The organism is Demequina gelatinilytica, from assembly GCF_000971115.1.
Lineage (GTDB): Bacteria > Actinomycetota > Actinomycetes > Actinomycetales > Demequinaceae > Demequina > Demequina gelatinilytica.
Map to the genome: position 1 here is coordinate 1 of NZ_BBLV01000016.1, position 21,515 is coordinate 21,515.

Below are 21,515 nucleotides of genomic sequence, written 5' to 3' on the forward strand. Positions count from 1 at the left end.
CAACCCGCTCTGTCAAATCCGCGGCTTGCGCCGCTTCTTCGTCATCGAGGGCTTCATCTTCGAGAGCCAGTCAGGCGATCCTGCGTTCCGGTCGGGCTCTTCGGGCCCGTCCAGACTCTTGGATCGTACGTCGCCGGGGCGTCTCCTGCAGGTCCTCTTCAGTCCCTGCCTGGCGCGTTCCTTGCGGCGACAGGGGAAGACATTACGCACCCCACCCTGCCCCGGTCAAATCGACTGCATCCCGGGCGTGTCGCATGGAAAAGGCCTGCTAGAGCGCCCGAAGGCGCCCCGGCAGGCCTCATCGGTGCCGTGGCGTCAGGAAGAAATCCTCACGAGCCCGACCGACTTCTTGCCGCGTCGGACCACGACCCAGCCGCCGGCCAGCGCGTGATCCGCGCCCAGCACCAGCTCGGCATCGTCCACGCGGACGTTGTTGACGTACGCGCCTCCGTCGCCGATCGCACGACGCGCAGCGGAGGTGGAGTCGACGATGCCGGCGGCAAGGAGCGCGTCGACGATGGTCGCGCCCGCCTCGAGGTCGACCCCGCCCAGCTCCTGTGCGCAGCCGGCCAGCGTCGGCTCGTCGAGGGAGTCGAGCTCGCCGCGGCCGAAGAGCGCCTGCGATGCGTCGATCGCGCCCTGGGCCGCGGCCTCGCCATGCACCATGCGGGTGACCTCCCATGCGAGGGTGCGCTGCGCCTCGCGCCGGAAGGGCTCCTCGACCACCTTCACCTCGAGCGCGGCAATCTGGTCGCGCGTGAGGAAGGTGAAGACCTTGAGGTACCCGATGACATCGGCATCCGCCTGGTTCAGCCAGAACTGGTAGAAGGCGTACGGGCTCGTCATGGCGGGGTCGAGCCACACGGTGCCCGACTCGGTCTTGCCGAACTTGGTGCCGTCCGCCTTGGTGATGAGCGGGGTCGCCATCGCGTGGACCGAGACCCCCTCGGCCTTGCGGGTGAGCTCGGTGCCCGAGGTGAGGTTGCCCCACTGGTCGGATCCGCCGGTCTGCAGCGTGCAGCCGTAGCGCCGGTACAGCTCGAGGTAGTCCATCCCCTGGAGCACCTGGTAGCTGAACTCGGTGTAGGAGATGCCCTCCTCCGAGTGGAGGCGTCGTGCGACGGTGTCCTTCGCGATCATGGTGCCCAGACGGAAGTACTGGCCCACGTCGCGCAGCAGCTCGATCGCGGACATGTCCTTGGTCCACTCGTAGTTGTTGACCATCCGCGCGGCGTTGTCGCCCTCGAAGGACATGAACGGCTCGATCTGGCCGCGGATGCGCTCGACCCACTGGTGCACCACGTCGACGGGGTTGAGCGTGCGCTCCCCCGCCATCTTCGGGTCGCCGATGAGCCCGGTGGCGCCGCCGACCAGCATGAGCGGCCTGTGCCCCGCGAGCTGGAAGCGACGCACCGTGAGGATCTGGACGAGGTTCCCGATGTGGAGGCTCGGCGCCGTCGGGTCGAAACCGCAGTAGAGGGTGATCGGACCCGCGTCGAGAGCCGCGCGCAGCTCGTCCTCACCGGTGGTCTGCGAGATCAGCCCGCGCCAGGCGAGCTCGTCGAGAAGGTGCTCAGTCATGATGGCGCCATTGTGCCAGCACGATGCGGTGGTCGGGTCAGCCGTCAGTCCTCGACCGGCGCGGCGCCGTCGAGGACATGGTCGGCCGCGGCGCGCGTGCCCTCGCGCTCGAGGTACCGGTCCTCCGCGAGGTGCCACCGCTCCCACTCCCCTCGCATCGCCTCGCCGTCGCGGGCGATCCCCCTCGCCAGACGCGTGTCCCACGGCGCCTCGACGTACAGCACCAGGGACGCGTGCTCCCGCGCTGCGCGTGACGCGACCCCGACCCCCTCGATGACCAGAGCATCGGCCGGCGGCACCGCGATCCGCTCGGCTCGGTGCGAGCCGAGCCAGTCCCAGCGGCGGAAGCCGCCCTCCTCCCCGCGGCCGAGCGGTGCGAGCACCTGGGCAAGCACCTGGTCGAGCGTCGCGAGCCCGTCCCAGCCCTCGTACATGTCGTCCCCGTGGAGGACCTGCGCTCCGAGCGCGGCGCCGAGCCTGCCCGCGAGGGTCGTCTTGCCCGAGCCCGCGGGGCCGTCGACGAGGACGATGCGCGTGGCCCCCGCGCGCGCCGGTGCGGCCCACACGCGAGAGGCGAGGAAACTCACCCTGGGATTCGGCATCGGGCCAGGATACGGTGGCGATATGCACCCTTCGAGCGCGAAGATCATGGACCTCCTCGCGGCGCACGGCCTGCATTCCCAGGTGCGGACGCTCACCGACTCGACCCGGACCGCGGCGGAGGCCGCGATGGCGCTCGGTTGCGAGGTCGGCGCGATCGCCTCGAGCCTGGTGTTCCTCGCGGACGGCGCCCCCGTGCTGGTGCTCACCAGCGGCTCGCACCGCGTCGACACCGACCTCCTCGCGGTCCAGCTCGGTGCGCGCTCGATCACCCGCGCCTCCGCGGCGGATGTGCGGGAGGCCACCGGCCAGCCCATCGGCGGAGTGGCACCTCTGGGGCATCCCGAACCGGTCCCCACGTACATCGACGTCGAGCTCAAGAAGCACGGCGAGCTGTGGGCCGCTGCCGGCACACCGCATTCGGTGTTCGAGATCTCCTACGAGGACCTGCTCGCGATCACCGGCGCGACCGAGGTAGCCGTCGAGGAGCACGCGTAGCCACGGGCGGCGCTACTGGCGGCGCGGCGTCCGTCCGCTCGAGTGGACGCGCACCATCTTCTCGAGCCCGCGGGGCTTCCCCGCGGCGAGCTGCCATCCCGCGAACTGCGTGACCCGGCTCCAGCGGCCCGTGAACCACAGCACGTCCGCGCGGCGGTCACCGCTGAAGTCCGCGTACGCGTGCTCGCGCGTGAGCGGCGTGTCGCCCCGCGTCGACACGCGCGCGTAGGCACCGAAGCCCGAGGCGCCGGAGCGCGTGAGCTGCCAGCCGGAGAACCGCTTGGTGCGATCGACGCGGCCGGTGAACCACAGCACGTCGGCGCGGCCGTCGCCGCTGAAGTCCGCGATCGCCAGCTGCGCCCGTGCCGGCGTCTGCGCCGACGAACGGACCTTCGCGTAGCGGGAGAAGCCCGTGCCGGTGGCGGTCGCCAGCTGCCAGCCGTTGTACCGCGTGGCGGCATCCTTGGTACCCGTGAACCACAGGATGTCGGAGCGGCCGTCGCCGGTGAAGTCCGCGATCGCCAGCTGCGCGCGTGCCGGCGTCTGCGCCGAGGCGCGGACCGGCCGGTACGCGGAGAAGCCCGCGCCGGTCCCGGTCGCGAGCTGCCAGCCGCTGTACCGCTGCGTGGTGTCGCCGGTTCCGGTGAACCACAGCACGTCGGCGCGGCGGTCGCCCGTGAAGTCGCTCAGCGCAAGGCTCGCGGTGGCCGGGGTGCTCGACGAGCTCCCCACCTTGGTGAAGGGCGTGAACCCGTTCGCGGTGCCGTACGCCGCCTGCCACCCGGTCCAGTAGAGGCTCGGGGAGGTCTGCCCCGTGAACCACAGGACATCGTCGCGGCCGTCGCCATCGAGGTCCGCGACCGCGAGCTCCTGGTCGGCGGGCGACCAGGCATGGGACGCCACCTGGCGGAACTGCGACATCCCGCTCGCGGAGCCGTACGAGATCTGCCAGCCCTTCTGAGGTGCCTTGCGCGCCATCGTGCCGGTGAACCACAGCACATCGTCGTAGCCGTCGCCGTTGAAGTCGCCGTAGGCGAACTCGTCGTAGAGGCCCGCATCCATCGCGTCGTGCGTCGCGCTGGGCGCCGGCGCACCCGCACCCTGCGGGCGGACCGCGACGGGCATCCGCAGCGATGGCGCGTAGTTGAGACCGCCGATGAAGGAGTCCCGTCCCGATGCCGTCTGCAGCAGCGTGCCATCGCCGAGGTACATCGCCACGTGGTAGATGCCCGCCACCGTGCCGTCCTTCGACCAGAACAGCAGGTCGCCCGCGCGCAGGTAGGACGCCGCCAGCGCCGTCCCCGTGCCCACCTGGATGCGCTTGCCCGCACCCAGGTACTGGTCGCGTGACGCGACCTCCTCCACGCGGCCGGGAAGCGCGTGCTTCCATGCGAGGTAGACCGAGCCCGAGCAGTCGAAGGCATCCTCGCCCCGATAGCCCGACCGGTAGGGGCGGCCCACCAGGTTCGCCTTCGCATACGCCGCGGCCGCCTGGCCGTAGGTGGGCTGAGCCGCTGCCGCAGCGGGGGCGCCGGTGGCCGCCGCGGCGAGCGCGGCGATCCCGAGCGCGATCATCGCCAGCGCGGCACGGGCCCGCAGCGTGGCACGTCTCCAGGCGGCCGATGCGCGCGCGTGGGAGGAGACTGTCCTTGCCATGGGTGCCCCATCGGCCGGGGGCACCGGAGCTCAAGGGGCTGTGCGCGAATGGCCCGTCACGCAGGCGACATGTCCACGCGAGGCCGCTCAGCCCCGCCCGGTCCACGGGCGGAAGTGCCGCACGCGCGCACGCGCGGCCTTGCCCTGCTCGGCCACCCGTGCGGGCGCGGTACCGCCCACCCCGTCGCGTGCGGCGAGCGATCCGGGCACGGTGAGCACCTCGAGGACCCCGGGCGTCAGGTCGGGGTGGATCGCGGCCATCTCCTCGGGCGTGAGCTCGTGGAGCTCCTTGTCACGCTTCTCGCACACGCGCACGCACGCGCCAGCGACCTCATGGGCCTCGCGGAACGGCGTGCCGTTCTTGACCATCCACTCCGCGATGTCGGTCGCGAGGGAGAAGCCGGCCGGCGCGAGCGCCGCGAGCCGCTCGACGCGGAACACGAGCGTCTCCACCATCCCCGCGAACGCCGGAAGGATGGTCTCGAGCGTGTCGACCGCGTCGAAGGCGGGCTCGTGCACCTCCTGGATGTCGCGGTTGTACGCGAGCGGGAGGCCCTTGAGCGTCGCGAGGAGCCCCGTGAGATCGCCGATGAGCCGCCCGGCCTTGCCGCGCGTGAGCTCCGCGATGTCGGGGTTCTTCTTCTGCGGCATGATGCTCGACCCGGTCGAGTACGCGTCGTCGAGCGTGACGAAGCCGAACTCGACCGTGGCCCACGCGATGATCTCCTCGGACAGGCGCGACAGGTCGATGCCGATCATCGCCGTCACCCAGGCGAACTCGGCGATGACGTCGCGCGACGCGGTGCCGTCGATCGAGTTCTCGCATGCGCCGAGGAAGCCGAGCTCCTCCGCCACCGCCACGGGGTCGAGGCCCAGGGTGCTGCCGGCGAGCGCCCCGCCGCCGTACGGGGACCACGCGGCGCGCGCGTCCCAGTCGGTGAGGCGCTCGACGTCCCGCAGAAGCGGCCAGGCGTGCGCCATGAGGGCGTGGCCGAGCGTGACGGGCTGCGCGTGCTGGAAGTGCGTGCGGCCCGGCATCGGCGCATCGAGGTGGCGGTCCGCCTGCGCGAGGAGCGCGTCGACCACGTCGAGCACCTGGGAGGCGATCACGCGCGCGTGACGGCGGAGGTACATGCGCGGGAGCGTCGCGATCTGGTCGTTGCGCGAGCGTCCCGCACGGAGCTTGCCGCCCAGCTCCGTCCCCACGCGGTCGATGAGGATGCGCTCGAGGGCACCATGCACGTCCTCGTCCGACTCCGCGGGCAGGAGCGTGCCCGCCGCGACGTCGGCGCGCATCGTCTCCAGCGCGGCCGTCATGTCGCTCGACTCGGCGGCCGTGAGGAGCCCCGCGCGCTCGAGCGCGTGCGCGTGGGCGATCGAGCCGCGGAGGTCGTCGTCCGCGTAGCGCCAGTCGAAGTGCGTCGACTTCGACAGCGCCGCGAGCGCCGCCGCCGGGCCGCCCTCGAAACGGCCTCCCCACAGCGCGCCCTCGTTGGTGCCGTGCTCCCCTGCCATGACCTGCTCCCTCGATACGTAGAGATGTGCGGCGGCCGCGCCCGCAACGGGGCGCGGCCGCCGGATAGATACGACCCTAGGCGGTCAGGCGAGCTTCGCCTCGCGCGCCGCCGCCTGCTTGGCGGCGAGGCCGTAGATCTCGATGAAGCCGCGCGCGGCGGACTGGTCGAACGTGTCGCCCTCGTCGTACGTGGCGAGGTTGAAGTCGTACAGACCGGTGTCGGAGCGACGGCCGGTCACCACGGCCTTGCCGCCGTGGAGCACGATGCGGATGTCGCCGTTCACGTGGCGCTGGGTGTCCTCGATGAACGCGTCGAGCGCGCCCTTGAGGGGCGAGTTCCACATGCCGTCGTAGACCAGCTCGGTCCACTCGACGCCCACGCGACGCTTGTAGCGCGCGAGCTCGCGCTCGATGGTGACGTTCTCGAGCTCGCGGTGCGCCTCGATGAGCGCGATCGCGCCCGGCGCCTCGTAGATCTCGCGGCTCTTGATGCCCACCAGACGGTCCTCGACGATGTCGATGCGGCCGATGCCCTGCGCGCCCGCACGGCGGTTCATCTCCTCGATCGCCTGGAGCGGGGTGACGGGCTGGCCGTCGATCGCGACCGGGACGCCCTCCTTGAAGCTGATGACCACCTCGTCGGGCACCGGCGGGAAGGCGGGGTCGTCCGTGTAGTCGTAGATGTCCTTGGTCGGGGCGTTCCAGATGTCCTCGAGGAAGCCCGTCTCGACGGCGCGGCCCCACACGTTCTGGTCGATCGAGAACGGGTTCTTCTTGGTCGTCGCGATCGGGAGGTTGTTGCGCTCCGCGTAGTCGATCGCCTTGTCACGGGTGAGGGCGAGGTCGCGGACCGGGGCGATGCACTTGAGGTCGGGCGCGAGCGACACGATGCCCACCTCGAAGCGGACCTGGTCGTTGCCCTTGCCGGTGCAGCCGTGCGCCATGGTGCTCGCGCCGAACTCGCGCGCCGCCTTGACGATGTGCTTGACGATGACGGGGCGGGACAGCGCCGAGACCAGGGGGTACTTGTCGTGGTACAGCGCGTTCGCCTTGAGGGCGGGCATGCAGTACTCCTCGGCGAACTCGTCGCGCGCATCGGCGACGTACGCCTCGACGGCGCCGCAGTCGAGCGCACGCTGACGGATGACCTCGAGGTCCTCGCCGCCCTGACCCACGTCGACGGCGACGGCGATGACCTCGGCACCGGTCGCCTCCGCGATCCAGCCGATGGCGACGGAGGTGTCGAGACCTCCCGAGTAGGCCAGCACGATGCGCTCTGACATGTCTTCTCTTTCCTTACGTTCCGTGGGGTTGTCAGCTGTGGAGACCGCTCGCGCGGTCGAGGAACTTCTGTGCGAGGCGCTCGCCTCCGAGCGGGTCGGTCGCGATGACGATGATGGTGTCATCCCCGGCGACGGTCCCGAGCAGATCCGGGTCGTCATGCGAGTCGATCGCCATCGCGAGGAACTGCGCGGCGCCCTCGGGCGTGCGGAGCACGGTGAGGTTGGCGCTGCCGGCAGCCGAGTGGAGCAGCTCCGCGCACAGGCGGTTGAGCCGCGCGCCCGTGTCCTCGATCGACTCGAGGATCGACTGGGTCGCGTACATGAGCTTGCCGTCCGCGCCCCGCACCTTGATGGCCCCGATCTCGACCAGGTCGCGCGAGAGCGTCGCCTGCGTCGCATGGAGGCCCTCCGCCTCGAGCATCGCGGCGAGCTGCGTCTGCGACTCGACCTGCTGCGTCTCGATGAGATGGCGCACCAGCGCCTGGCGCGCGGCCTTGGTCTGCGGGACGCCGACGCTCATCGCCGCGCCAGCCATGCGAGCAGCGCCTTCTGGGCGTGCAGGCGGTACTCGGCCTCGAGCCACACGAGCGACTGCGGTCCGTCGATGACGTCGGCGGTGATCTCCTTGCCTCGGTAGGCGGGAAGGCAGTGGAGCACCTGAGCTCCCTCGTTCGCGATGTCGAGCGAGTGCTGGTTGACCTGGTAGCCGCCGAACACGTCCGCGCGGGCCGCGTACTGGTCCTCGTCGCCCATCGACACCCACGTGTCGGTGCAGATGATGTCCGCGCCCGCGACCGCATCGTCATGCTCGGTGGTCACGGTGATGGACCCGCCCTGCTCCGCCGCGATCTTCTTCGCGTCGAGGACGATGCGCTCGTCCGGCAGGTAGTCCGCCGGCGCCCCGACCCGCACGTGCATGCCGGCGAGCGCGCCTCCGAGGAGGTAGGAGTGCGCCATGTTGTTGGCGCCGTCGCCTACGTACGCGAGGGTGAGGCCGGCGAGCGCGTCGACGCCGCCGCGCGCATCGGCCACCGCCGCGAGGTCCGCGAGGATCTGGCACGGGTGGAACGAGTCGGTGAGCGCGTTGACGACCGGCTTCGACGAGTGCGCCGCCATCTCCTCGATGAGCTCCTGACCGAACGTGCGCCACACGATCGCGGAGACCATGCGCTCGAGCACCCGGGCCGTATCCGCGACGGGCTCCCCGCGCCCCAGCTGCGAGGTCGCGGAGTCGATCACGAGCGGGTAGCCGCCCAGCTCGGCGACGCCCGTCGAGAAGGACACGCGGGTGCGGGTCGACGGCTTGTCGAAGATGATCGCGACGGCCTGCGGCCCCGCGAAGGGCTGCTCGAGGTGGCGGTCCTTGCGGAACGCGAGGGCGAGCTCGAGGATCTCGCGCTGCTCCGCGGCGGTGATGTCGTCGTCGCGCAGGAAGTGGCGGGTCTCGGTCGTCATGCGGTGGTGCCTTCCGTGATGAGGCGGGAGGCGTGCTCGGCCATCCACGCGATGAACAGGTCCGCCTCCGCGGTGGTGAGCGTGAGCGCAGGCACCAGCCGGATGGTGTCCGGCGAGGGCGGGTTGACGATGAAGCCGGCGTCGACGGCGGCCTGCGCCACCGCTGCGCTCACCGGCGCCGCGAGCCCCACACCGAGCATGAGGCCAGCGCCGCGCACCTCGACCACGCCGGGCACGGCCTCGAGGCCCTCGCGCAGGTGCTCCCCCACGGCCTTGGCGTTGTCCAGCAGGTGCTCGGCGTCGATGACGTCGAGCGTCGCGTTCGCGGCGGCCGCGGCGAGCGCGTTGCCGCCGAACGTGGTGCCGTGGTCGCCCTTGGACAGCAGGCTCCCGGCGTGCTCGCCGAACGCGATCACCGCGCCGACGGGGAACCCTCCGCCGAGCCCCTTGGCCAGCGTCATCACGTCGGGCTGGATCCCCGTGAGCTGGTGGGCGAACCATGCGCCGGTGCGCGCGACACCCGTCTGGACCTCGTCCATGACCAGCAGCGCCTCGTAGCGGCGCGTGAGCTCATGCGCCGCCGCGAGGAAGGCGTGGGACAGGGGCCGCACGCCCGACTCGCCCTGGATGGGCTCCACGATGATCGCGGCAAGGTCCTCCGCGTGCTCGGCCGCGGCGGTGCGCAGCGCCTGCTCGTCGTTCGCGGGCACGAACACCACGCGCTCGAGCAGCGGCGCGAACGGCGCGCGAAGAGCCTCCTTGTGGGTCATCGACAGCGCGCCCATCGAGCGCCCATGGAAGCCGCCCTCGAGCGCGATCACGGTGCGCTTGCCCGTCTTGCGCGCCATCTTGAAGGCCGCCTCGTTGGCCTCGGTGCCCGAGTTGCACAGGAACACGCGCGAGCCGTGCGGCGCATGCGCGAGCTCCAGCAGCCGCTCCGCGAGGCGGATCTGCGGCTCGGTGGCGAAGAAGTTGGAGGCCTGCGCGAGCGTGCCCGCCTGCTGCGCGATCGCCGCGACCCACGCGGGGTGCGCGTGCCCGAGCGCGTTGACCGCGATGCCGCCGAGCAGGTCGAGGTAGCGGTTGCCGTCGGCGTCCCACACCCAGCTGCCCTCGCCGCGCGCCAGCACGCGCATCGGCACGCCGTACGTACCCATGAGCGCGTGCCCGTAGCGCTGGAGGTCCACCCGGCCCCGCTCGAGACCTGCCTCGCCGTGGGTCGCCAGCTCCGAATCGTGCGCGCTCATACCCAGACCTCCTTGTCCTGCATGACCATCGTGCCGAAGCCCGCGGACGTGAAGACCTCGGCGAGGATCGAGTGCGGCTCGCGGCCGTCGATGACGTGGGCCTGCGGCACACCGCCGCGGACCGCGCGCAGGCACGCCTCCATCTTGGGCCGCATGCCCGACTCGAGCGAGGGAAGCATGTCCTCGAGGTGCTCCGCGCTGATCTCGGAGATGAGCGAGCCGCGGTCGGGCCAGGCGGCGTAGAGCCCCTCGACATCGGTGAGGACGATGAGCTTGCGGGCGCGCAGCGCGATCGCGAGCGCCGCGGCAGCGGTGTCCGCATTGACGTTGAGCACCTGCGTAGGGTCGTCGACATCGGGCGCCACGGTGCTCACGACAGGGATGCGCCCCGCCTCGATGATGTCGGTGACGGCACCGGGGTTGACCTTGACCACGTCGCCCACCAGGCCGACGTCCACGGGCTCGCCGTCGACCACGGCATGGCGCCGCTTGGCCTGGAGCATGCCCGCGTCCTCGCCGGACAGACCCACCGCGTGCGGGCCGTGGTCGTTGATCAGCCCGACGAGCTCGCGCGAGACCTGACCCGTGAGGACCATGCGGACCACGTCCATCGCCTCGGGCGTGGTGACGCGCAGGCCGCCACGGAACTCGGACGCGATCCCCAGCCTGTCGAGCATGCCCGAGATCTGGGGGCCGCCGCCGTGGACCACCACGGGGTGCAGGCCCAGCAGGCGCAGGTGGACGATGTCCTGCGCGAACGCGCGCTTGAGGGTCTCGTCGATCATCGCGTTGCCGCCGTACTTGATGACGACGATCGCGCCGGCGAACTGCTCGATCCACGGCATGGCGTCGATGAGGACGCCCACCTTCTGCTGCGGCGTGAGGTCGGGCGTGGGGATGTTGTTCACCGAGGTCCCGTTCATGAGGAGTACGCGCTGTTCTCGTGGACGTAGTCGTGTGTGAGGTCGTTGGTCCAGACGGTCGCCTCGGCTTCGCCGGCGTGCAGGTCGAGCACGATGCGGACCTCGCGGCCGGACAGGTCGACCAGGTCGCGGTCCTCGCCGACGCCCGAGGCGCGGCACACCTGGATGCCGTTGACGGTCACGTCGAGCGCAGTCGGGTCGAAGGGCGCGATCTCCTCCGGCACCGTGCCGGCCGCGGAGATGATGCGCCCCCAGTTGGGGTCGTTGCCGAAGATCGCGGCCTTGAACAGGTTCGAGCGCGTGATCGCGCGTGCGACGGCCTCCGCGGCCTCCTCCGTGGTCGCGTGCGCGACGGTCACCGCGATGTCATGGCTCGCACCCTCGGCATCGGCCACCAGTCCACGGGCGAGGCGCGCGCAGACGTCGGCGAGGGCCGCCTCGAAGGCGCCGTCCTCGGGGACGATGCCCGAGGCACCGCTCGCGAGCAGCAGGACCGTGTCGTTGGTGGACATGCAGCCGTCGGAGTCGACGCGGTCGAACGTGGCGCGCGTCGCGGCCCGGAGCGCGGCGTCGGCCCGCTCGGGGCTCAGCGATGCGTCGGTGGTGATCACGCACAGCATGGTGGCGAGGCCAGGCGCGAGCATGCCCGCGCCCTTGGCCATCCCGCCCACGGTCCAGCCTTCGCCTCCGGCGACGGCCTCCTTGGGCACGGTGTCGGTGGTCATGATCGCGAGCGCCGCATCCGGGCCGCCCGCGGGCGACAGGCCCGCGACCGCATCGTCCACGCCCGGCAGGAGCCTGTCCATGGGCAGGCGCACGCCGATGAGCCCCGTCGAGCACACCGCGACGTCCCCGGGCGAGACCTCGCGGCCGGCGCCCTGGAGCGCGGCGGCGACATGCTCCGCGGTGCGGTGGGTGTCGAGGAAGCCCTCCGCCCCGGTGGCGGCGTTGGCGCCCCCGGAGTTGAGGACCACGGCGTCGACGCGGGAGTCCGCGAGGACCTGGCGGGACCAGGTGACGGGCGCCGCCACGACGCGGTTCGACGTGAAGACGCCGGCCGCCACCTTCTCGGGCCCGATGTTGACCACGAGCGCGACGTCGCGCGCTCCCGTGCTCTTGAGCCCCGCGGCGACGCCGGCCGCCTCGAATCCTTGGGCTGCGGTGACGCTCACGGTGCCGTTCCGATCGTGCTCAGGCCCAGGGCCTCCTCGAGACCCAGGGCGACGTTCATGGACTGGAGCGCCGCACCGGCGGTCCCCTTCACCAGGTTGTCGATGGCGGCGACCACCACCACGCGTCCGGCCTTGCCGTCGACCGCGACCTGCATGAGGCACGTGTTGGCGCCGAGCGTCGCGGCGGTGGTGGGCCACTGGCCCTCGGGGAGCACGTGCACGAACGGCTCGTCGGCGTAGGCGTTCTCCCACGCCGCGCGCACGGCCTCGACGTTGACGCCGGAGGCGAGCGGCGCGGTGACGGTCGCGAGGATGCCGCGCGCCATCGGGACCAGCGTCGGGGTGAAGCTCAGGCGCACCTCCGCCGCGCCGGCGGACGTGAGGTTCTGGACGATCTCGGGGATGTGGCGATGCGAGCCGCCCACCGCGTAGGGAGCGGCCGCGCCGAGCGCCTCCGAGGCGAGCAGATGCGGCGCGAGCTTCTTACCGGCTCCGGAGTAGCCGTTGGCGAGCACCGCGACGATGTCCGTCGGGTCGACGACGCCCGCCGCGACCCCGGGCTGGAGCGCGAGGGTCACCGCGGTGACGTTGCAGCCCGGCACGGCGATGCGACGGGCACCCGGCAGCGCGTCGCGCTGGTGGCCGCCCGCGGTGATGAGCTCGGGCATCCCGTAGGGCCAGGTGCCCGCGTGCGTGCCTCCGTAGTAGTCGGCCCACGCCTGCGGGTCGCTCAGGCGGTGGTCGGCGCCGCAGTCGATGACGAGCGTCTCGGGCGGGAGCTGCGCGGCGATCTCGCCGCTCGCACCGTGGGGCAACGCGAGCACCACCACATCGTGGCCCGCGAGGGTGTCCGCGCTGGTCTCGACGATGACGCGGTCGGCGAGCGGTCGCAGGTGCGGCTGGTGCAGCCCGAGCGCGTCGCCCGCGCTCGAGTGCGCGGTGAGCGCGCCGAACTCCACCTCGGGGTGTGCGGAGAACACGCGCAGGACCTCGCCGCCGACGTAGCCGGAGGCGCCTGACACTGCGACCCTGATGCTCATATGAATAACCATACAGGAGAATGCATATTGCAACGGGAGGGCACGTAGCATGCATGTCGTGAGAGCGATCCAGGTGACGCGGCATGGTGGCCCCGAGGTGCTCGAGCTGGTCGAGCTCGAGCGTCCTGTCGCGACCCCGGGGCATGTGGTGGTCCGCGTGGAGGCCGCCGGCGTCAACTTCATCGACACCTACCAGCGCTCGGGCCGCTACCCCATGGACCTGCCCTTCATCCCGGGCAAGGAGGGCGCGGGCCAGATCGTCGAGGTCGGCGAGGGGGTCGAGAGCCTGGTCGAGGGCGAGGGCGTGGCGTGGGCGTTCACCCAGGGCTCCTACGCCGAGTACGTGAGCCTCCCCGTCACCGACGTCTACCCCGTCCCCGAGGACGTCGAGCTCGACATGGCCGCCGCCGTGATGCTCCAGGGGCTCACCGCGCACTACCTGGTGACGTCGTCCTACGCGGTGATGCCGGGCGACGTGGTCCTGGTGCACGCAGCCGCGGGCGGCGTGGGCCTGCTGCTCACGCAGCTCGCGGTCGCACGCGGCGCGACGGTGATCGGCACCGTCGGCTCCGACGCGAAGGAGCGGATCGCGCTCCAGGCCGGAGCCTCGCATGTGCTGCGCTACGACCTCATGGAGGACATCGGCGCGGACCTGCCCGCCGCCGTCAAGGGCATCGTCCCCGAGGGCGTCGCCGCCGTCTACGACGGCGTGGGGCGCACCACGTTCGACGGCTCCCTCGCCTCGCTGCACCGACGCGGCGCGATGGTGCTGTTCGGCGCCGCCTCGGGCCCCGTCGCACCCGTGGACCCGCAGCGTCTCAACTCCGCGGGCTCGGTGGTGCTGAGCCGGCCCACCCTCGCCGACTTCACCGCGGATCCCGAGGAGCGCGAGTGGCGCGCGAGCGACATCTTCCACGGGATCCTGCTGGGCGACCTCAGCGTGCGCATCGATCGCGGCTACTCGCTCGAGGAGGCCGCGGACGCGCATCGTGCCCTCGAGTCGCGAGCGACGAGCGGCAAGCTGCTGCTGCACCCGTGACGCGCCGCGCGCGTCCTTGACACGCGCCGGACACATCTGCCGGGCACAATGTGCCCATGCAGAACCTCCGCCTCCGCGTCATGCGTGTCACCGACATCCCTGCCGTGACCGCGCTCAACGCGGAGGCATCACCCGCCGTCAACCTCCTCAGCGAGGAGGAGCTCACCGCGCTCCACGAGATGTGCGACGTCGCCCTCGTGGCGACGGACCGCGACCGCGCCGTCACCGCGTTCCTGCTGAGCCTCGGGATGGGGCAGCCCTACGACTCCGAGAACTACCGGTACTTCGAGGCCCGTGGCGTGCGCCACCAGTACATCGACCGGATCGTGGTGCGTGAGACCGCGAAGGGCACCGGCGTGGGCCGCGCGCTGTACGAGTCGGTGTTCGAGCGTGCGCGGGAGCGCGGAGCGACCGAGGTCACCACCGAGGTGCAGCTCGACCCGCCGAACCCCGGCTCCGTCACCTTCCACGAGCACCTGGGGTTCCAGCGCGTCGCCGAGCAGCACACGCGCGGCGGCACGGTCCGCGTCGCGCTGCTCGCGCGCGCGGTCTACTGAGGCGGGTCCTGCTCGCTCTCGGCGTCTGCGTCAGGGTCTGCGTCGGGGTCTGCGTCGGGGTCTGCGTCGGCGTCGGGATCAGGGAACGGGCCCTTGCTGGGACCCGCATGCCGGCTCAGCGCATAGGAGAGCACACGCTCATGCGTCGCCATGCGCTCGGCGGCGAGCGACAGCAGGTCCGCGACCTCCGCGGGCTCGAGCTCGGCCTCGGGGAAGTCGTGCGCGAGCGCCTGGTGCACCATCCTCATCACCGAGTGGCCGGGCAGCGCCGGGATGTGCGCCATGAACGAGATGGACGCCCAGGTACCCGGCCCGAGCCCCTCGACGTCCTGGAGCCGCTCCCCGAGCGCCTCGGTGTGCTGGCGCGCGACCTTCGAGAGCGACACGGCGTCCTCGACGCCGGACTCGACCAGCGCCGCCGCGGCCTCGTAGATGACGTCGGAGCGCAGGCGCGAGGTGCCGGGCACGGTGCTGTCGCCCCACCGCTCGCCAAGGATGTGCCGCAGCCAGATCGGACCGCGCTCCACCAGGTCGACCAGGTCGTCGAAGTCGCGCTCGGGGCGGTTGCGCAGCACCGTGTCGACCACGGTCCCCACGAGCGGCGCCGAGAGCTGGGTCCCGAACACCCCGGCGATGAGCGCGAGCTCGCTGTGACGGGGATAGCCCCACGGGGCGGCGTCGCGCCAACCGGGCTCGAGCATGCTCGCGAGACCGGTGCGCAGGCTGGGGACCAGACTCTCGACCATGGGCGTGAAGGCTACAGGCACCCCACCACACGCGGCATGGACGCGACGTCGGCGCGTCGCCGATGCACCACGGGTCGCTCCTCAAGCGGGCGCCGAGGTCAGCCGGCGGCGAGCACCCCCGGCGTGCGCGCGAGCTCCTCGGCACGGCGGCTGAGCGCGTACGACAGCACGCGCTCGTCGGTCGCGAGGCGCGCGGCCGTGAGGCGGATGAGCAGCGCGACCTGGGCGCGGTCCAGCGGGGCATCCGGATGATCCGCCTCGGTGCACGAGGACACGAGGGCGACCACCGCATCGTCCGGGAGGGACGTCGCATGCGCCATGAAGGCGATCGACCCCCAGGTGCCCGGGCCGAGGCCACGGACCGACTGGAGCAGCGCGGAGATCTGCGCGCCACGGGTCGACGCGGCCTCCTGGAGGTCCGCTGCGGACCTCACGCCGGCGTGGACAAGCAGCCTCGCCGCCTCGTGGATCACCTCGGCGCGGCGGCGCGGGACGCCGAGCACGGTCGAGTCGCCCCATCGCTCGCCGAGGACGATGCGCAGGTCGACGGGGTCGATCGCGGCGAGGTCGGCGAGATCGTCGAGCACGCTGCCGGGCCGGCGGCGCATCACGCCGTCAGCGATCTCGGCGACCGCCTGCGGGGGCAGCTGGGCCGCGAACACGCCCGTGACGAGCGCGAGCTCGCTCTGGCCCGGGTAGCCCCACGGAGCGGCGTCGCGCCACCCCGTCGGCAGGATCCCGGCCAGCGCGCCCCTCAGACCCGCCACCAGCTCGTCGACCATGCGTCAACGCTAGCGGCGCGCAACCGGACGCGACAGCCCTGCAAAACCTGCATACCCCACACTCGGGACGAAGCAGACGACCAATCTTCCCCGGCGTCCTAGGCTCGAGGCATGCGCATCCTCATCGTCGGAGGCACGGGCCTCATCTCCTCGGCGCTCGCGACCGCCGCGCACGCGGCAGGCCACGAGCTCACGCTGATCAACCGCGGCCGCAGCGAGGCCGCCGCTCCCCCGCCGGGCGCGCACGTCATCCACGTGGACGCGACCGATGCGGAGGCGCTGCGCGAGGCGCTCCACGGCGCCCGCCTGCGCCGGGAGCGGTTCGACGCGGTGGTGCAGTTCATCGCGTTCACCCCGGAGCACGTCGCCGCGGATGTCGAGACGTTCGCCCCGCTCACGGACCAGTACGTGCTCATCGCCACCTCCGCCGCCTACAAGACCTACGACCGCCTGCACGTGCTCACCGAGGACACGCCGCAGGAGAACGCCTGGTGGGAGTACGCGCGACTCAAGGCCGAGGCCGAGCAGGTGCTGCGCTCGCGGGCGGCCGACGTGGGGCTCGGATGGACCATCGTGCGCCCGGCGCACACCTACGGTCCGTCCAAGATCCCGGGCTACACGGGCAACTCGGCGCACCCGTGGACCCTGGTGGACCGCATGCGCCGGGGCGCGCGCATCGTGGTCCCGGGAGACGGGACATCCCTGTGGACCCTCACGCACGCCGACGATGTCGCGGCGGGCGTGCTCGGCCTGCTGGGCCGAGACGAGGCGCTCGGCGAGGCGGTGCACATCACGTCCGACCAGGCCCTGACCTGGGAGGGCATCCACGCCGCGATCGCTCGGGCTGCGGGGCTCTCGGAGGAGGCGTTCGCGCGGCAGGTCCTCCACGTACCGTCGGACGCGCTCGTGGCTGCCGAGCCGGGCGCGGCCGGCGGGATCTACGGCGACAAGATGCACGCCGCCGTCCACGACACGGCGAAGATCAGGCGCCTGGTGCCGGGCTGGGAGGCGCGCATCCCCTTCGAGGCCGGCATCGCGGAGTCGATCGCCTGGTTCGAGGCCGACCCCGCGAGACGGACCGTCGACAGCGAGGCGGACGCGACCATGGACGCCGTGGCCGCCATCTATGTGGACGCCTTGGAGCGCGTGCGCCTCGAGGTCGGGCGCGACGCCAGGGGCTGAGGAGCGGGGCCGGGATGGACGATGCGCGGGGCGAGCCTCCGGACCCACGCCGCGATTGTGGACGCGACCCGGAGGTGGCGCTCCCGCTCGCCGTGTCCTCGGTGGTCCTGGGGGCGGTGGGGCTCACGGTGCCCGTGCTCGCCGTCGTGGCGATCCTCCTCGCCATCGGCGGCTTCGCGCTCGATCCGCGTCACGCGCCGACGCGTGCCTTCGCGCTCCTCGGCGGCATGCTCGCGGTCGTCGGCCTCGCGAGCGCGGCTATCGGCGGGTTCGGCTAACTTGCACACTGCTGTGCAAGTTGTTTAGTCTGCAGAGGTGACCACACGATCCCCACGCGCCGATTCGGCGCGCAATCACGATGCCCTCCTCGACGCCGCCGCCCGCGCGCTGCGCGACGACGTCGACGCCCCCCTCGACGCGATCGCGGCCGAGGCCGGCCTCTCCCGCCGCGCCGTCTACGGCCACTTCGCCGGACGGGACGAGCTGGTCGCAGCCATGCTCGACCGGGGTGCGGTGCGGATCTCCGCGGCGCTCGACGCGCCGCGCGACGAGGACCCGCTGGTCGGGCTCGCACGGCTCGGCGTCTCGCTGTGGGACGCGGTGGCGGACGTCCGCACGATCGCCCGGATGGCAGTGACGACGCACCACAGCGAGACCGTGGCGCGCGCCCTCGCGCCGGTGCGCGCCCGGGTGCGTGCCTGCCTCGCCGAGGCGGCGGCGGCGGGCGTGGTCCGCACCGACGTCGCCATCGAGATCCTCGCGGTGCTGGTCGAGCGCGCGGCGCTCGATGTGCTCGAGGTGGCGCCGGAGGCGGACCCCGCGCAGGCGCGCACGCTCGTGATGACGCATCCGCTCTGCGCGGCAGGCGTGAGCGCCGCGCGCGCCTCGGACATCGCCGCGGCCATCACGGAGGGCGAGGAGCGATGAGGATCGAGCTGGTCGAGGTCTCGAAGGGTCGGGGCGACGCGGTGCTGCTGCCGACGACGGCGACGTTCGCGAGCGGAAGCATCACCCTGGTCCGCGCCGAGACCCAGCAGCGGCCGACGGTGCTGGGCCTGCTCGCCTCGGGGCGCATGCACCCGGACACGGGCGTGGTCACGGTCGATGGCCGCGTGGACTACGGACGCATGCGCGCGGCGCTCGCGCTCGTCGACGCACCCGTGGTGAGCGAGCCCGTCGGCCACGTGTCGACCGTCGGCATCGTCGAGGAGGAGCTGATGTTCGCGGGACGTGCGTCCACGCCGTCCGCGGCGCGCGCGCTGCTGACCGAGCTGGGGCTCACCGGATGGGCGCGGACGCCGTTCGCCAACGTCGCCCCGACCGACCGTGTCCGGCTGCTGCTCGAGCTGGCAGCCTTGCGCCCGGGCGTGGAGGGCATCGTGCTCGTCGCGCCGGACAGGCACGGCGGGGACCCCTCCGGCTGGTGGGAGGCGGCACGCGGGCTCGCTCGCCGCGGGCTCGCGGTGCTGGTCATCGCAGGCGACGCCGCGGCCGCGACCATCGCGGGCACCTCGGTCGCCGACATGCCCGACGTGATCGTCGAGGACCTGGTGGAGGTGTCCGCATGAAGGGGCACGCGACACGCCTGCGCCGGATCGCCGTGCGCATCCCCGCGATGATCACCGCGGAGCTGCGTCGCCTCACCGCCACCCGGATGGCCGTGCTCGCGCTCGTGGCGCTCATGACGGTCCCCGTGCTCTACGGCGGCCTCTACCTGTGGGCGAACAAGGATCCGTACGCGGCTCTCGACCGCATCCCCGCGGCGATCGTGGTCACGGATGTCGGGACGGTCACGGACGGCGAGTCGGTGACCTTCGGTCGAGACGTCGCGGAGCAGCTCGTGGAGGACGGGCGCTTCGACTGGCACATCGTCGACCCCGACGCCGCCCTCGACGGGATCACCGAGGAGGACTACGACTTCGTGATCGAGTTCCCCGCGGACTTCTCGGAGGCGCTCGCCTCGGCCAGCACCGACGATCCCCACCAGGCACGGGTCACGCTCACCACGAGCGACGTCAACAGCTACCTCGCGTCGACCATCGGGGAGCAGGCGGCCGACGCGATCCGCACGTCGATCGTCACCACCGTCAACGAGGAGGCGGCGAGCGAGTTCCTGCTCGGGTTCGCCGATGTCCGCGAGTCGCTGCTCGAGGCCGCCGACGGGGCGGCCCAGCTTGGCGCGGGCTCTGCCGACGCGGCGGACGGCGCGGCGTCGCTCGCGGATGGGACCGATGCCCTCGCGACGGGAGCGGCGACGCTCGCGGACGGCACATCGTCTCTGGCCGACGGCGCATCCGCGCTCGCCGAAGGCACCACCTCCCTCGCCGACGGCGCATCGTCGCTGGCGACGGGTACCGCGACGCTCGCGGGCGGAGCGGACGACGTCGCGGACGGTGCGGCGGAGGTCGCGGCCGGCAATGCGGCGCTCGCGGAGCAAGCCGATGCCGTGGGCGCGGCCGCGGACGAGGCGGCAGCGGCCATCCCCGATGCGCTCGACGAGCTCGCCGCGCAGATGGCCGGGCTTGGCATGACCGACGCGCAGATCGCGGCGGCGCTCGAGCAGGTCGAGCCCGTCCTCGCGGATCTCGAGGATGGCCGCGCTGCACTGCACGACGCGATCGACGACATCGACGCGCTTGCGGACGGCGCCCAGCAGGTGGCGGACGGCGCCGCTTCGGTGGCCGCGGGCGCCTCCTCGGCAGCCTCGGGAGCCGGCGACCTGGCCGATGGTGCGGCCTCCGCCGCGGACGGGGCCGCCGAGCTCGCGGACGGCGCAGGCAAGGTCGACAGCGGCGCCTCCGATCTGGCGTCGGGGCTCGACACGGCTGCGGCAGGCGCGAGCACGCTCGCGTCGGGCCTCGGCGATCTCACGGACGGCGCCGACGAGCTCGAGTCCGCTCTCGCGGACGGCGCGGCACAGATCTCCCCCGCCGACGAGGCGCTCCGCGATCTGCAGGCGCAGACGATCGCGGACCCGGTGGACCTCGACTCGGAGTCGCTCACCTCCGCCGGCACGTACGGCGCCGGGCTGGCGCCGTTCTTCATCTCGCTTGCGGCGTGGATCGGCATGTACGCGCTGTTCCTCATCGTCAAGCCGGTGTCGCGGCGCGCGATCACCGCCATCCATTCACCGGTGAGGGTCACGCTCGCAGGATGGCTCACCCCGTCCGCGCTCGGCGCGATCCAGATGGTGGGGCTCTTCGCCGTGGTCGCGGTCGCGCTCGACTTCTCGGTCGACCATCCGTGGGGCACCTACGCCCTCATGGCCGTCTCGGCTGTGACCTTCGCGGCGATCATCCTGGCGCTCAACGTGTGGCTGGGCTCGGTCGGGCAGTTCTTGGGGCTCGTGCTCATGGTGCTGCAGCTGGTCACCGCGGGCGGCACGTTCCCGTGGCAGACGCTGCCCACGCCGCTCGCGGCGCTGCACCACCTGCTCCCGATGAGCTACGCCGTCGATGGGCTGCGGCAGATGATGTACGGCGGCTCGGTCGCCGCGGCGATCGGGGACGTGGCGGTGCTGGCTGCCTGGTTGGTCGCCGCGCTTGTGGTGGCGATGGCGGGCGTGGCGCGCATGACTCACCGGCAGACGCTGCGGGACCTGCAGCCGAGCCTCATCGGCTGATCGCGGCGCGGCCGGCGAGGGCGCGTCTCCCGTGCCGGGGCGTGCCGCGGCGGCGCCCGCCTGGCGGTGGGCGCGGTGGGGCGTGGCAGCTAGCCCGGTGGGTTCGCGGTGGCGGGTGTGCGTGCGGGGAGGTCGACCTGGAGTGCGGTTTTGCCGCCTCGTCTGGAGGTGCGGGTGGGGTCGATGCTGGCGGGTGGGGTGAACCACACCTCGGTGGTGGTGGCGTGGACTTGCCAGCCGTCGTCGTGGATGCGGTGATGACAGCGGGTGCACAAGAGCACGCCGTTGGACAGGTCGGATCGGCCGCCGTGGGACCAGTGGCGGATGTGGTGGGCGTCGCACCACGACACTGGGGCGTGGCAGAACGCGCAGCCGCCGTCACGCTCGGCCAGCGCGATCCTCTGTGCGGGGGTGAAGAACCGTTTCGCGTAGCCCACATCGAGTGCTTGTGATCCGGTACCGAGGACCACGGGCAGGATCTGCATGTCGACGGCCAGGCGGCGAACCTCGCCGGGGCCCAGGGGCACGCCGACCGCATCGCACGAGCCCAGCCCGACGCCGGTACGCAGCGCCTCGAGGTCGATACGCACCACCACCGTGGTCGACACCCCGGACC

22 protein-coding genes are annotated in these 21,515 nt (G+C 72.2%); 8 read left to right on the forward strand and 14 right to left on the reverse strand.

Annotation, left to right across the window (positions count from 1 at the left end):
• Positions 1-315: 315 nt before the first annotated feature.
• On the reverse strand, positions 316-1,581 hold the full coding sequence (gene tyrS / locus AOM00_RS12290) for a tyrosine--tRNA ligase (RefSeq protein ID WP_062518068.1): 1,266 nt from the start codon (positions 1,579-1,581) through the stop codon (positions 316-318).
• A gap of 44 nt (positions 1,582-1,625) precedes the next feature.
• Positions 1,626-2,183 (reverse strand): uridine kinase family protein, encoded by a 558-nt coding sequence (locus AOM00_RS12295; RefSeq protein ID WP_062518069.1) that lies wholly within the window; start codon positions 2,181-2,183, stop codon positions 1,626-1,628.
• A gap of 22 nt (positions 2,184-2,205) precedes the next feature.
• Between AOM00_RS12295 and AOM00_RS12300 the strand changes: the two genes are divergently transcribed.
• On the forward strand, positions 2,206-2,679 hold the full coding sequence (locus tag AOM00_RS12300) for a YbaK/EbsC family protein (RefSeq protein ID WP_062518070.1): 474 nt from the start codon (positions 2,206-2,208) through the stop codon (positions 2,677-2,679).
• Positions 2,680-2,691: 12 nt separating this feature from the next.
• Here the strand turns inward: AOM00_RS12300 and AOM00_RS12305 are convergent, their stop codons facing one another.
• The 9 genes from AOM00_RS12305 to argC all read right to left on the reverse strand — a co-directional run bounded on the left by AOM00_RS12305 (position 2,692) and on the right by argC (position 12,983).
• On the reverse strand, positions 2,692-4,335 hold the full coding sequence (locus AOM00_RS12305) for an FG-GAP-like repeat-containing protein (protein WP_082097028.1): 1,644 nt from the start codon (positions 4,333-4,335) through the stop codon (positions 2,692-2,694).
• 87 nt (positions 4,336-4,422) lie between these two features.
• Positions 4,423-5,850, reverse strand: coding sequence for an argininosuccinate lyase (argH, locus tag AOM00_RS12310; protein ID WP_062518072.1), 1,428 nt, complete (start codon positions 5,848-5,850; stop codon positions 4,423-4,425).
• A gap of 84 nt (positions 5,851-5,934) precedes the next feature.
• Positions 5,935-7,134, reverse strand: coding sequence for an argininosuccinate synthase (locus tag AOM00_RS12315; RefSeq protein WP_062518073.1), 1,200 nt, complete (start codon positions 7,132-7,134; stop codon positions 5,935-5,937).
• A 31-nt stretch (positions 7,135-7,165) separates the two neighbouring features.
• Positions 7,166-7,669 (reverse strand): arginine repressor, encoded by a 504-nt coding sequence (argR, locus tag AOM00_RS12320; RefSeq protein ID WP_062518074.1) that lies wholly within the window; start codon positions 7,667-7,669, stop codon positions 7,166-7,168.
• Positions 7,651-8,589, reverse strand: a complete 939-nt coding sequence (gene argF / locus AOM00_RS12325) for an ornithine carbamoyltransferase (RefSeq protein WP_062518075.1) — start codon at positions 8,587-8,589, stop codon at positions 7,651-7,653. Before argF ends, argR begins: the two co-directional genes overlap by 19 nt.
• The gene (locus AOM00_RS12330; protein WP_062518076.1) at positions 8,586-9,836 is read right to left on the reverse strand and encodes an acetylornithine transaminase; all 1,251 of its coding nucleotides are present in this window, start codon (positions 9,834-9,836) and stop codon (positions 8,586-8,588) included. Before AOM00_RS12330 ends, argF begins: the two co-directional genes overlap by 4 nt.
• Complete coding sequence (gene argB, locus AOM00_RS12335) at positions 9,833-10,681, reverse strand: acetylglutamate kinase (protein WP_439644932.1); 849 nt, start codon at positions 10,679-10,681, stop codon at positions 9,833-9,835. The genes AOM00_RS12330 and argB overlap by 4 nt, the downstream gene beginning before the upstream one ends.
• A 74-nt stretch (positions 10,682-10,755) precedes the next feature.
• On the reverse strand, positions 10,756-11,931 hold the full coding sequence (argJ, locus tag AOM00_RS12340; protein ID WP_062518078.1) for a bifunctional glutamate N-acetyltransferase/amino-acid acetyltransferase ArgJ: 1,176 nt from the start codon (positions 11,929-11,931) through the stop codon (positions 10,756-10,758).
• Positions 11,928-12,983, reverse strand: coding sequence for an N-acetyl-gamma-glutamyl-phosphate reductase (argC, locus tag AOM00_RS12345; protein WP_062518079.1), 1,056 nt, complete (start codon positions 12,981-12,983; stop codon positions 11,928-11,930). Before argC ends, argJ begins: the two co-directional genes overlap by 4 nt.
• Before the next feature lie 37 nt (positions 12,984-13,020).
• On the opposite strand from argC, the gene AOM00_RS12350 reads away from it, so the two are divergent.
• Positions 13,021-14,010: a quinone oxidoreductase family protein gene (locus tag AOM00_RS12350; protein WP_304524077.1), complete on the forward strand. Its 990-nt coding sequence runs from the start codon at positions 13,021-13,023 to the stop codon at positions 14,008-14,010.
• Between the two features lie 56 nt (positions 14,011-14,066).
• Positions 14,067-14,567: a GNAT family N-acetyltransferase gene (locus AOM00_RS12355; protein WP_062518080.1), complete on the forward strand. Its 501-nt coding sequence runs from the start codon at positions 14,067-14,069 to the stop codon at positions 14,565-14,567.
• On the opposite strand, the gene AOM00_RS12360 is transcribed toward AOM00_RS12355, so the two are convergent.
• Both AOM00_RS12360 and AOM00_RS12365 read right to left on the reverse strand, forming a co-directional pair.
• Positions 14,561-15,313, reverse strand: coding sequence for a DUF8548 family protein (locus tag AOM00_RS12360; RefSeq protein ID WP_062518081.1), 753 nt, complete (start codon positions 15,311-15,313; stop codon positions 14,561-14,563). The two genes, AOM00_RS12355 and AOM00_RS12360, sit on opposite strands and share 7 nt — an antisense overlap.
• A 98-nt stretch (positions 15,314-15,411) precedes the next feature.
• Positions 15,412-16,095 (reverse strand): DUF8548 family protein, encoded by a 684-nt coding sequence (locus AOM00_RS12365; RefSeq protein WP_062518082.1) that lies wholly within the window; start codon positions 16,093-16,095, stop codon positions 15,412-15,414.
• 111 nt (positions 16,096-16,206) lie between these two features.
• On the opposite strand from AOM00_RS12365, the gene AOM00_RS12370 reads away from it, so the two are divergent.
• The 5 genes from AOM00_RS12370 to AOM00_RS12390 all read left to right on the forward strand — a co-directional run bounded on the left by AOM00_RS12370 (position 16,207) and on the right by AOM00_RS12390 (position 20,899).
• On the forward strand, positions 16,207-17,277 hold the full coding sequence (locus AOM00_RS12370) for an NAD-dependent epimerase/dehydratase family protein (protein WP_062518083.1): 1,071 nt from the start codon (positions 16,207-16,209) through the stop codon (positions 17,275-17,277).
• Positions 17,278-17,351: 74 nt separating this feature from the next.
• Entirely contained in the window at positions 17,352-17,555 is a 204-nt protein-coding gene (locus AOM00_RS12375; RefSeq protein ID WP_156159163.1) for a hypothetical protein, read from the forward strand.
• Positions 17,556-17,592: 37 nt separating this feature from the next.
• On the forward strand, positions 17,593-18,204 hold the full coding sequence (locus tag AOM00_RS12380; protein WP_062518085.1) for a TetR/AcrR family transcriptional regulator: 612 nt from the start codon (positions 17,593-17,595) through the stop codon (positions 18,202-18,204).
• Positions 18,201-18,845 carry a hypothetical protein gene (locus tag AOM00_RS12385; protein ID WP_062518086.1) on the forward strand — a complete coding sequence of 215 codons (645 nt, stop codon included), beginning with the start codon at positions 18,201-18,203 and terminating at the stop codon, positions 18,843-18,845. The genes AOM00_RS12380 and AOM00_RS12385 overlap by 4 nt, the downstream gene beginning before the upstream one ends.
• Before the next feature lie 32 nt (positions 18,846-18,877).
• The gene (locus tag AOM00_RS12390) at positions 18,878-20,899 is read left to right on the forward strand and encodes a YhgE/Pip family protein (protein ID WP_062518119.1); all 2,022 of its coding nucleotides are present in this window, start codon (positions 18,878-18,880) and stop codon (positions 20,897-20,899) included.
• Positions 20,900-20,988: 89 nt separating this feature from the next.
• On the opposite strand, the gene AOM00_RS12395 is transcribed toward AOM00_RS12390, so the two are convergent.
• The coding region (locus AOM00_RS12395; protein WP_169746854.1) for an HNH endonuclease signature motif containing protein at positions 20,989-21,515 on the reverse strand (527 nt) is incomplete at its 5' end.

What these genes read in the sequence shown, in the direction of transcription:
- tyrS (WP_062518068.1), bottom strand. Translation starts at nt 1,581, where the DNA reads ATGACTGAGCACCTTCTCGACGAGCTCGCCTGGCGCGGGCTGATCTCG.
- AOM00_RS12295 (WP_062518069.1), bottom strand. Translation starts at nt 2,183, where the DNA reads ATGCCGAATCCCAGGGTGAGTTTCCTCGCCTCTCGCGTGTGGGCCGCA.
- AOM00_RS12300 (WP_062518070.1), top strand. Translation starts at nt 2,206, where the DNA reads ATGCACCCTTCGAGCGCGAAGATCATGGACCTCCTCGCGGCGCACGGC.
- AOM00_RS12305 (WP_082097028.1), bottom strand. Translation starts at nt 4,335, where the DNA reads ATGGCAAGGACAGTCTCCTCCCACGCGCGCGCATCGGCCGCCTGGAGA.
- argH (WP_062518072.1), bottom strand. Translation starts at nt 5,850, where the DNA reads ATGGCAGGGGAGCACGGCACCAACGAGGGCGCGCTGTGGGGAGGCCGT.
- AOM00_RS12315 (WP_062518073.1), bottom strand. Translation starts at nt 7,134, where the DNA reads ATGTCAGAGCGCATCGTGCTGGCCTACTCGGGAGGTCTCGACACCTCC.
- argR (WP_062518074.1), bottom strand. Translation starts at nt 7,669, where the DNA reads ATGGCTGGCGCGGCGATGAGCGTCGGCGTCCCGCAGACCAAGGCCGCG.
- argF (WP_062518075.1), bottom strand. Translation starts at nt 8,589, where the DNA reads ATGACGACCGAGACCCGCCACTTCCTGCGCGACGACGACATCACCGCC.
- AOM00_RS12330 (WP_062518076.1), bottom strand. Translation starts at nt 9,836, where the DNA reads ATGAGCGCGCACGATTCGGAGCTGGCGACCCACGGCGAGGCAGGTCTC.
- argB (WP_439644932.1), bottom strand. Translation starts at nt 10,681, where the DNA reads ATGCCGTGGATCGAGCAGTTCGCCGGCGCGATCGTCGTCATCAAGTAC.
- argC (WP_062518079.1), bottom strand. Translation starts at nt 12,983, where the DNA reads ATGGTTATTCATATGAGCATCAGGGTCGCAGTGTCAGGCGCCTCCGGC.
- AOM00_RS12350 (WP_304524077.1), top strand. Translation starts at nt 13,021, where the DNA reads ATGCATGTCGTGAGAGCGATCCAGGTGACGCGGCATGGTGGCCCCGAG.
- AOM00_RS12355 (WP_062518080.1), top strand. Translation starts at nt 14,067, where the DNA reads ATGCAGAACCTCCGCCTCCGCGTCATGCGTGTCACCGACATCCCTGCC.
- AOM00_RS12360 (WP_062518081.1), bottom strand. Translation starts at nt 15,313, where the DNA reads ATGGTCGAGAGTCTGGTCCCCAGCCTGCGCACCGGTCTCGCGAGCATG.
- AOM00_RS12365 (WP_062518082.1), bottom strand. Translation starts at nt 16,095, where the DNA reads ATGGTCGACGAGCTGGTGGCGGGTCTGAGGGGCGCGCTGGCCGGGATC.
- AOM00_RS12370 (WP_062518083.1), top strand. Translation starts at nt 16,207, where the DNA reads ATGCGCATCCTCATCGTCGGAGGCACGGGCCTCATCTCCTCGGCGCTC.
- AOM00_RS12385 (WP_062518086.1), top strand. Translation starts at nt 18,201, where the DNA reads ATGAGGATCGAGCTGGTCGAGGTCTCGAAGGGTCGGGGCGACGCGGTG.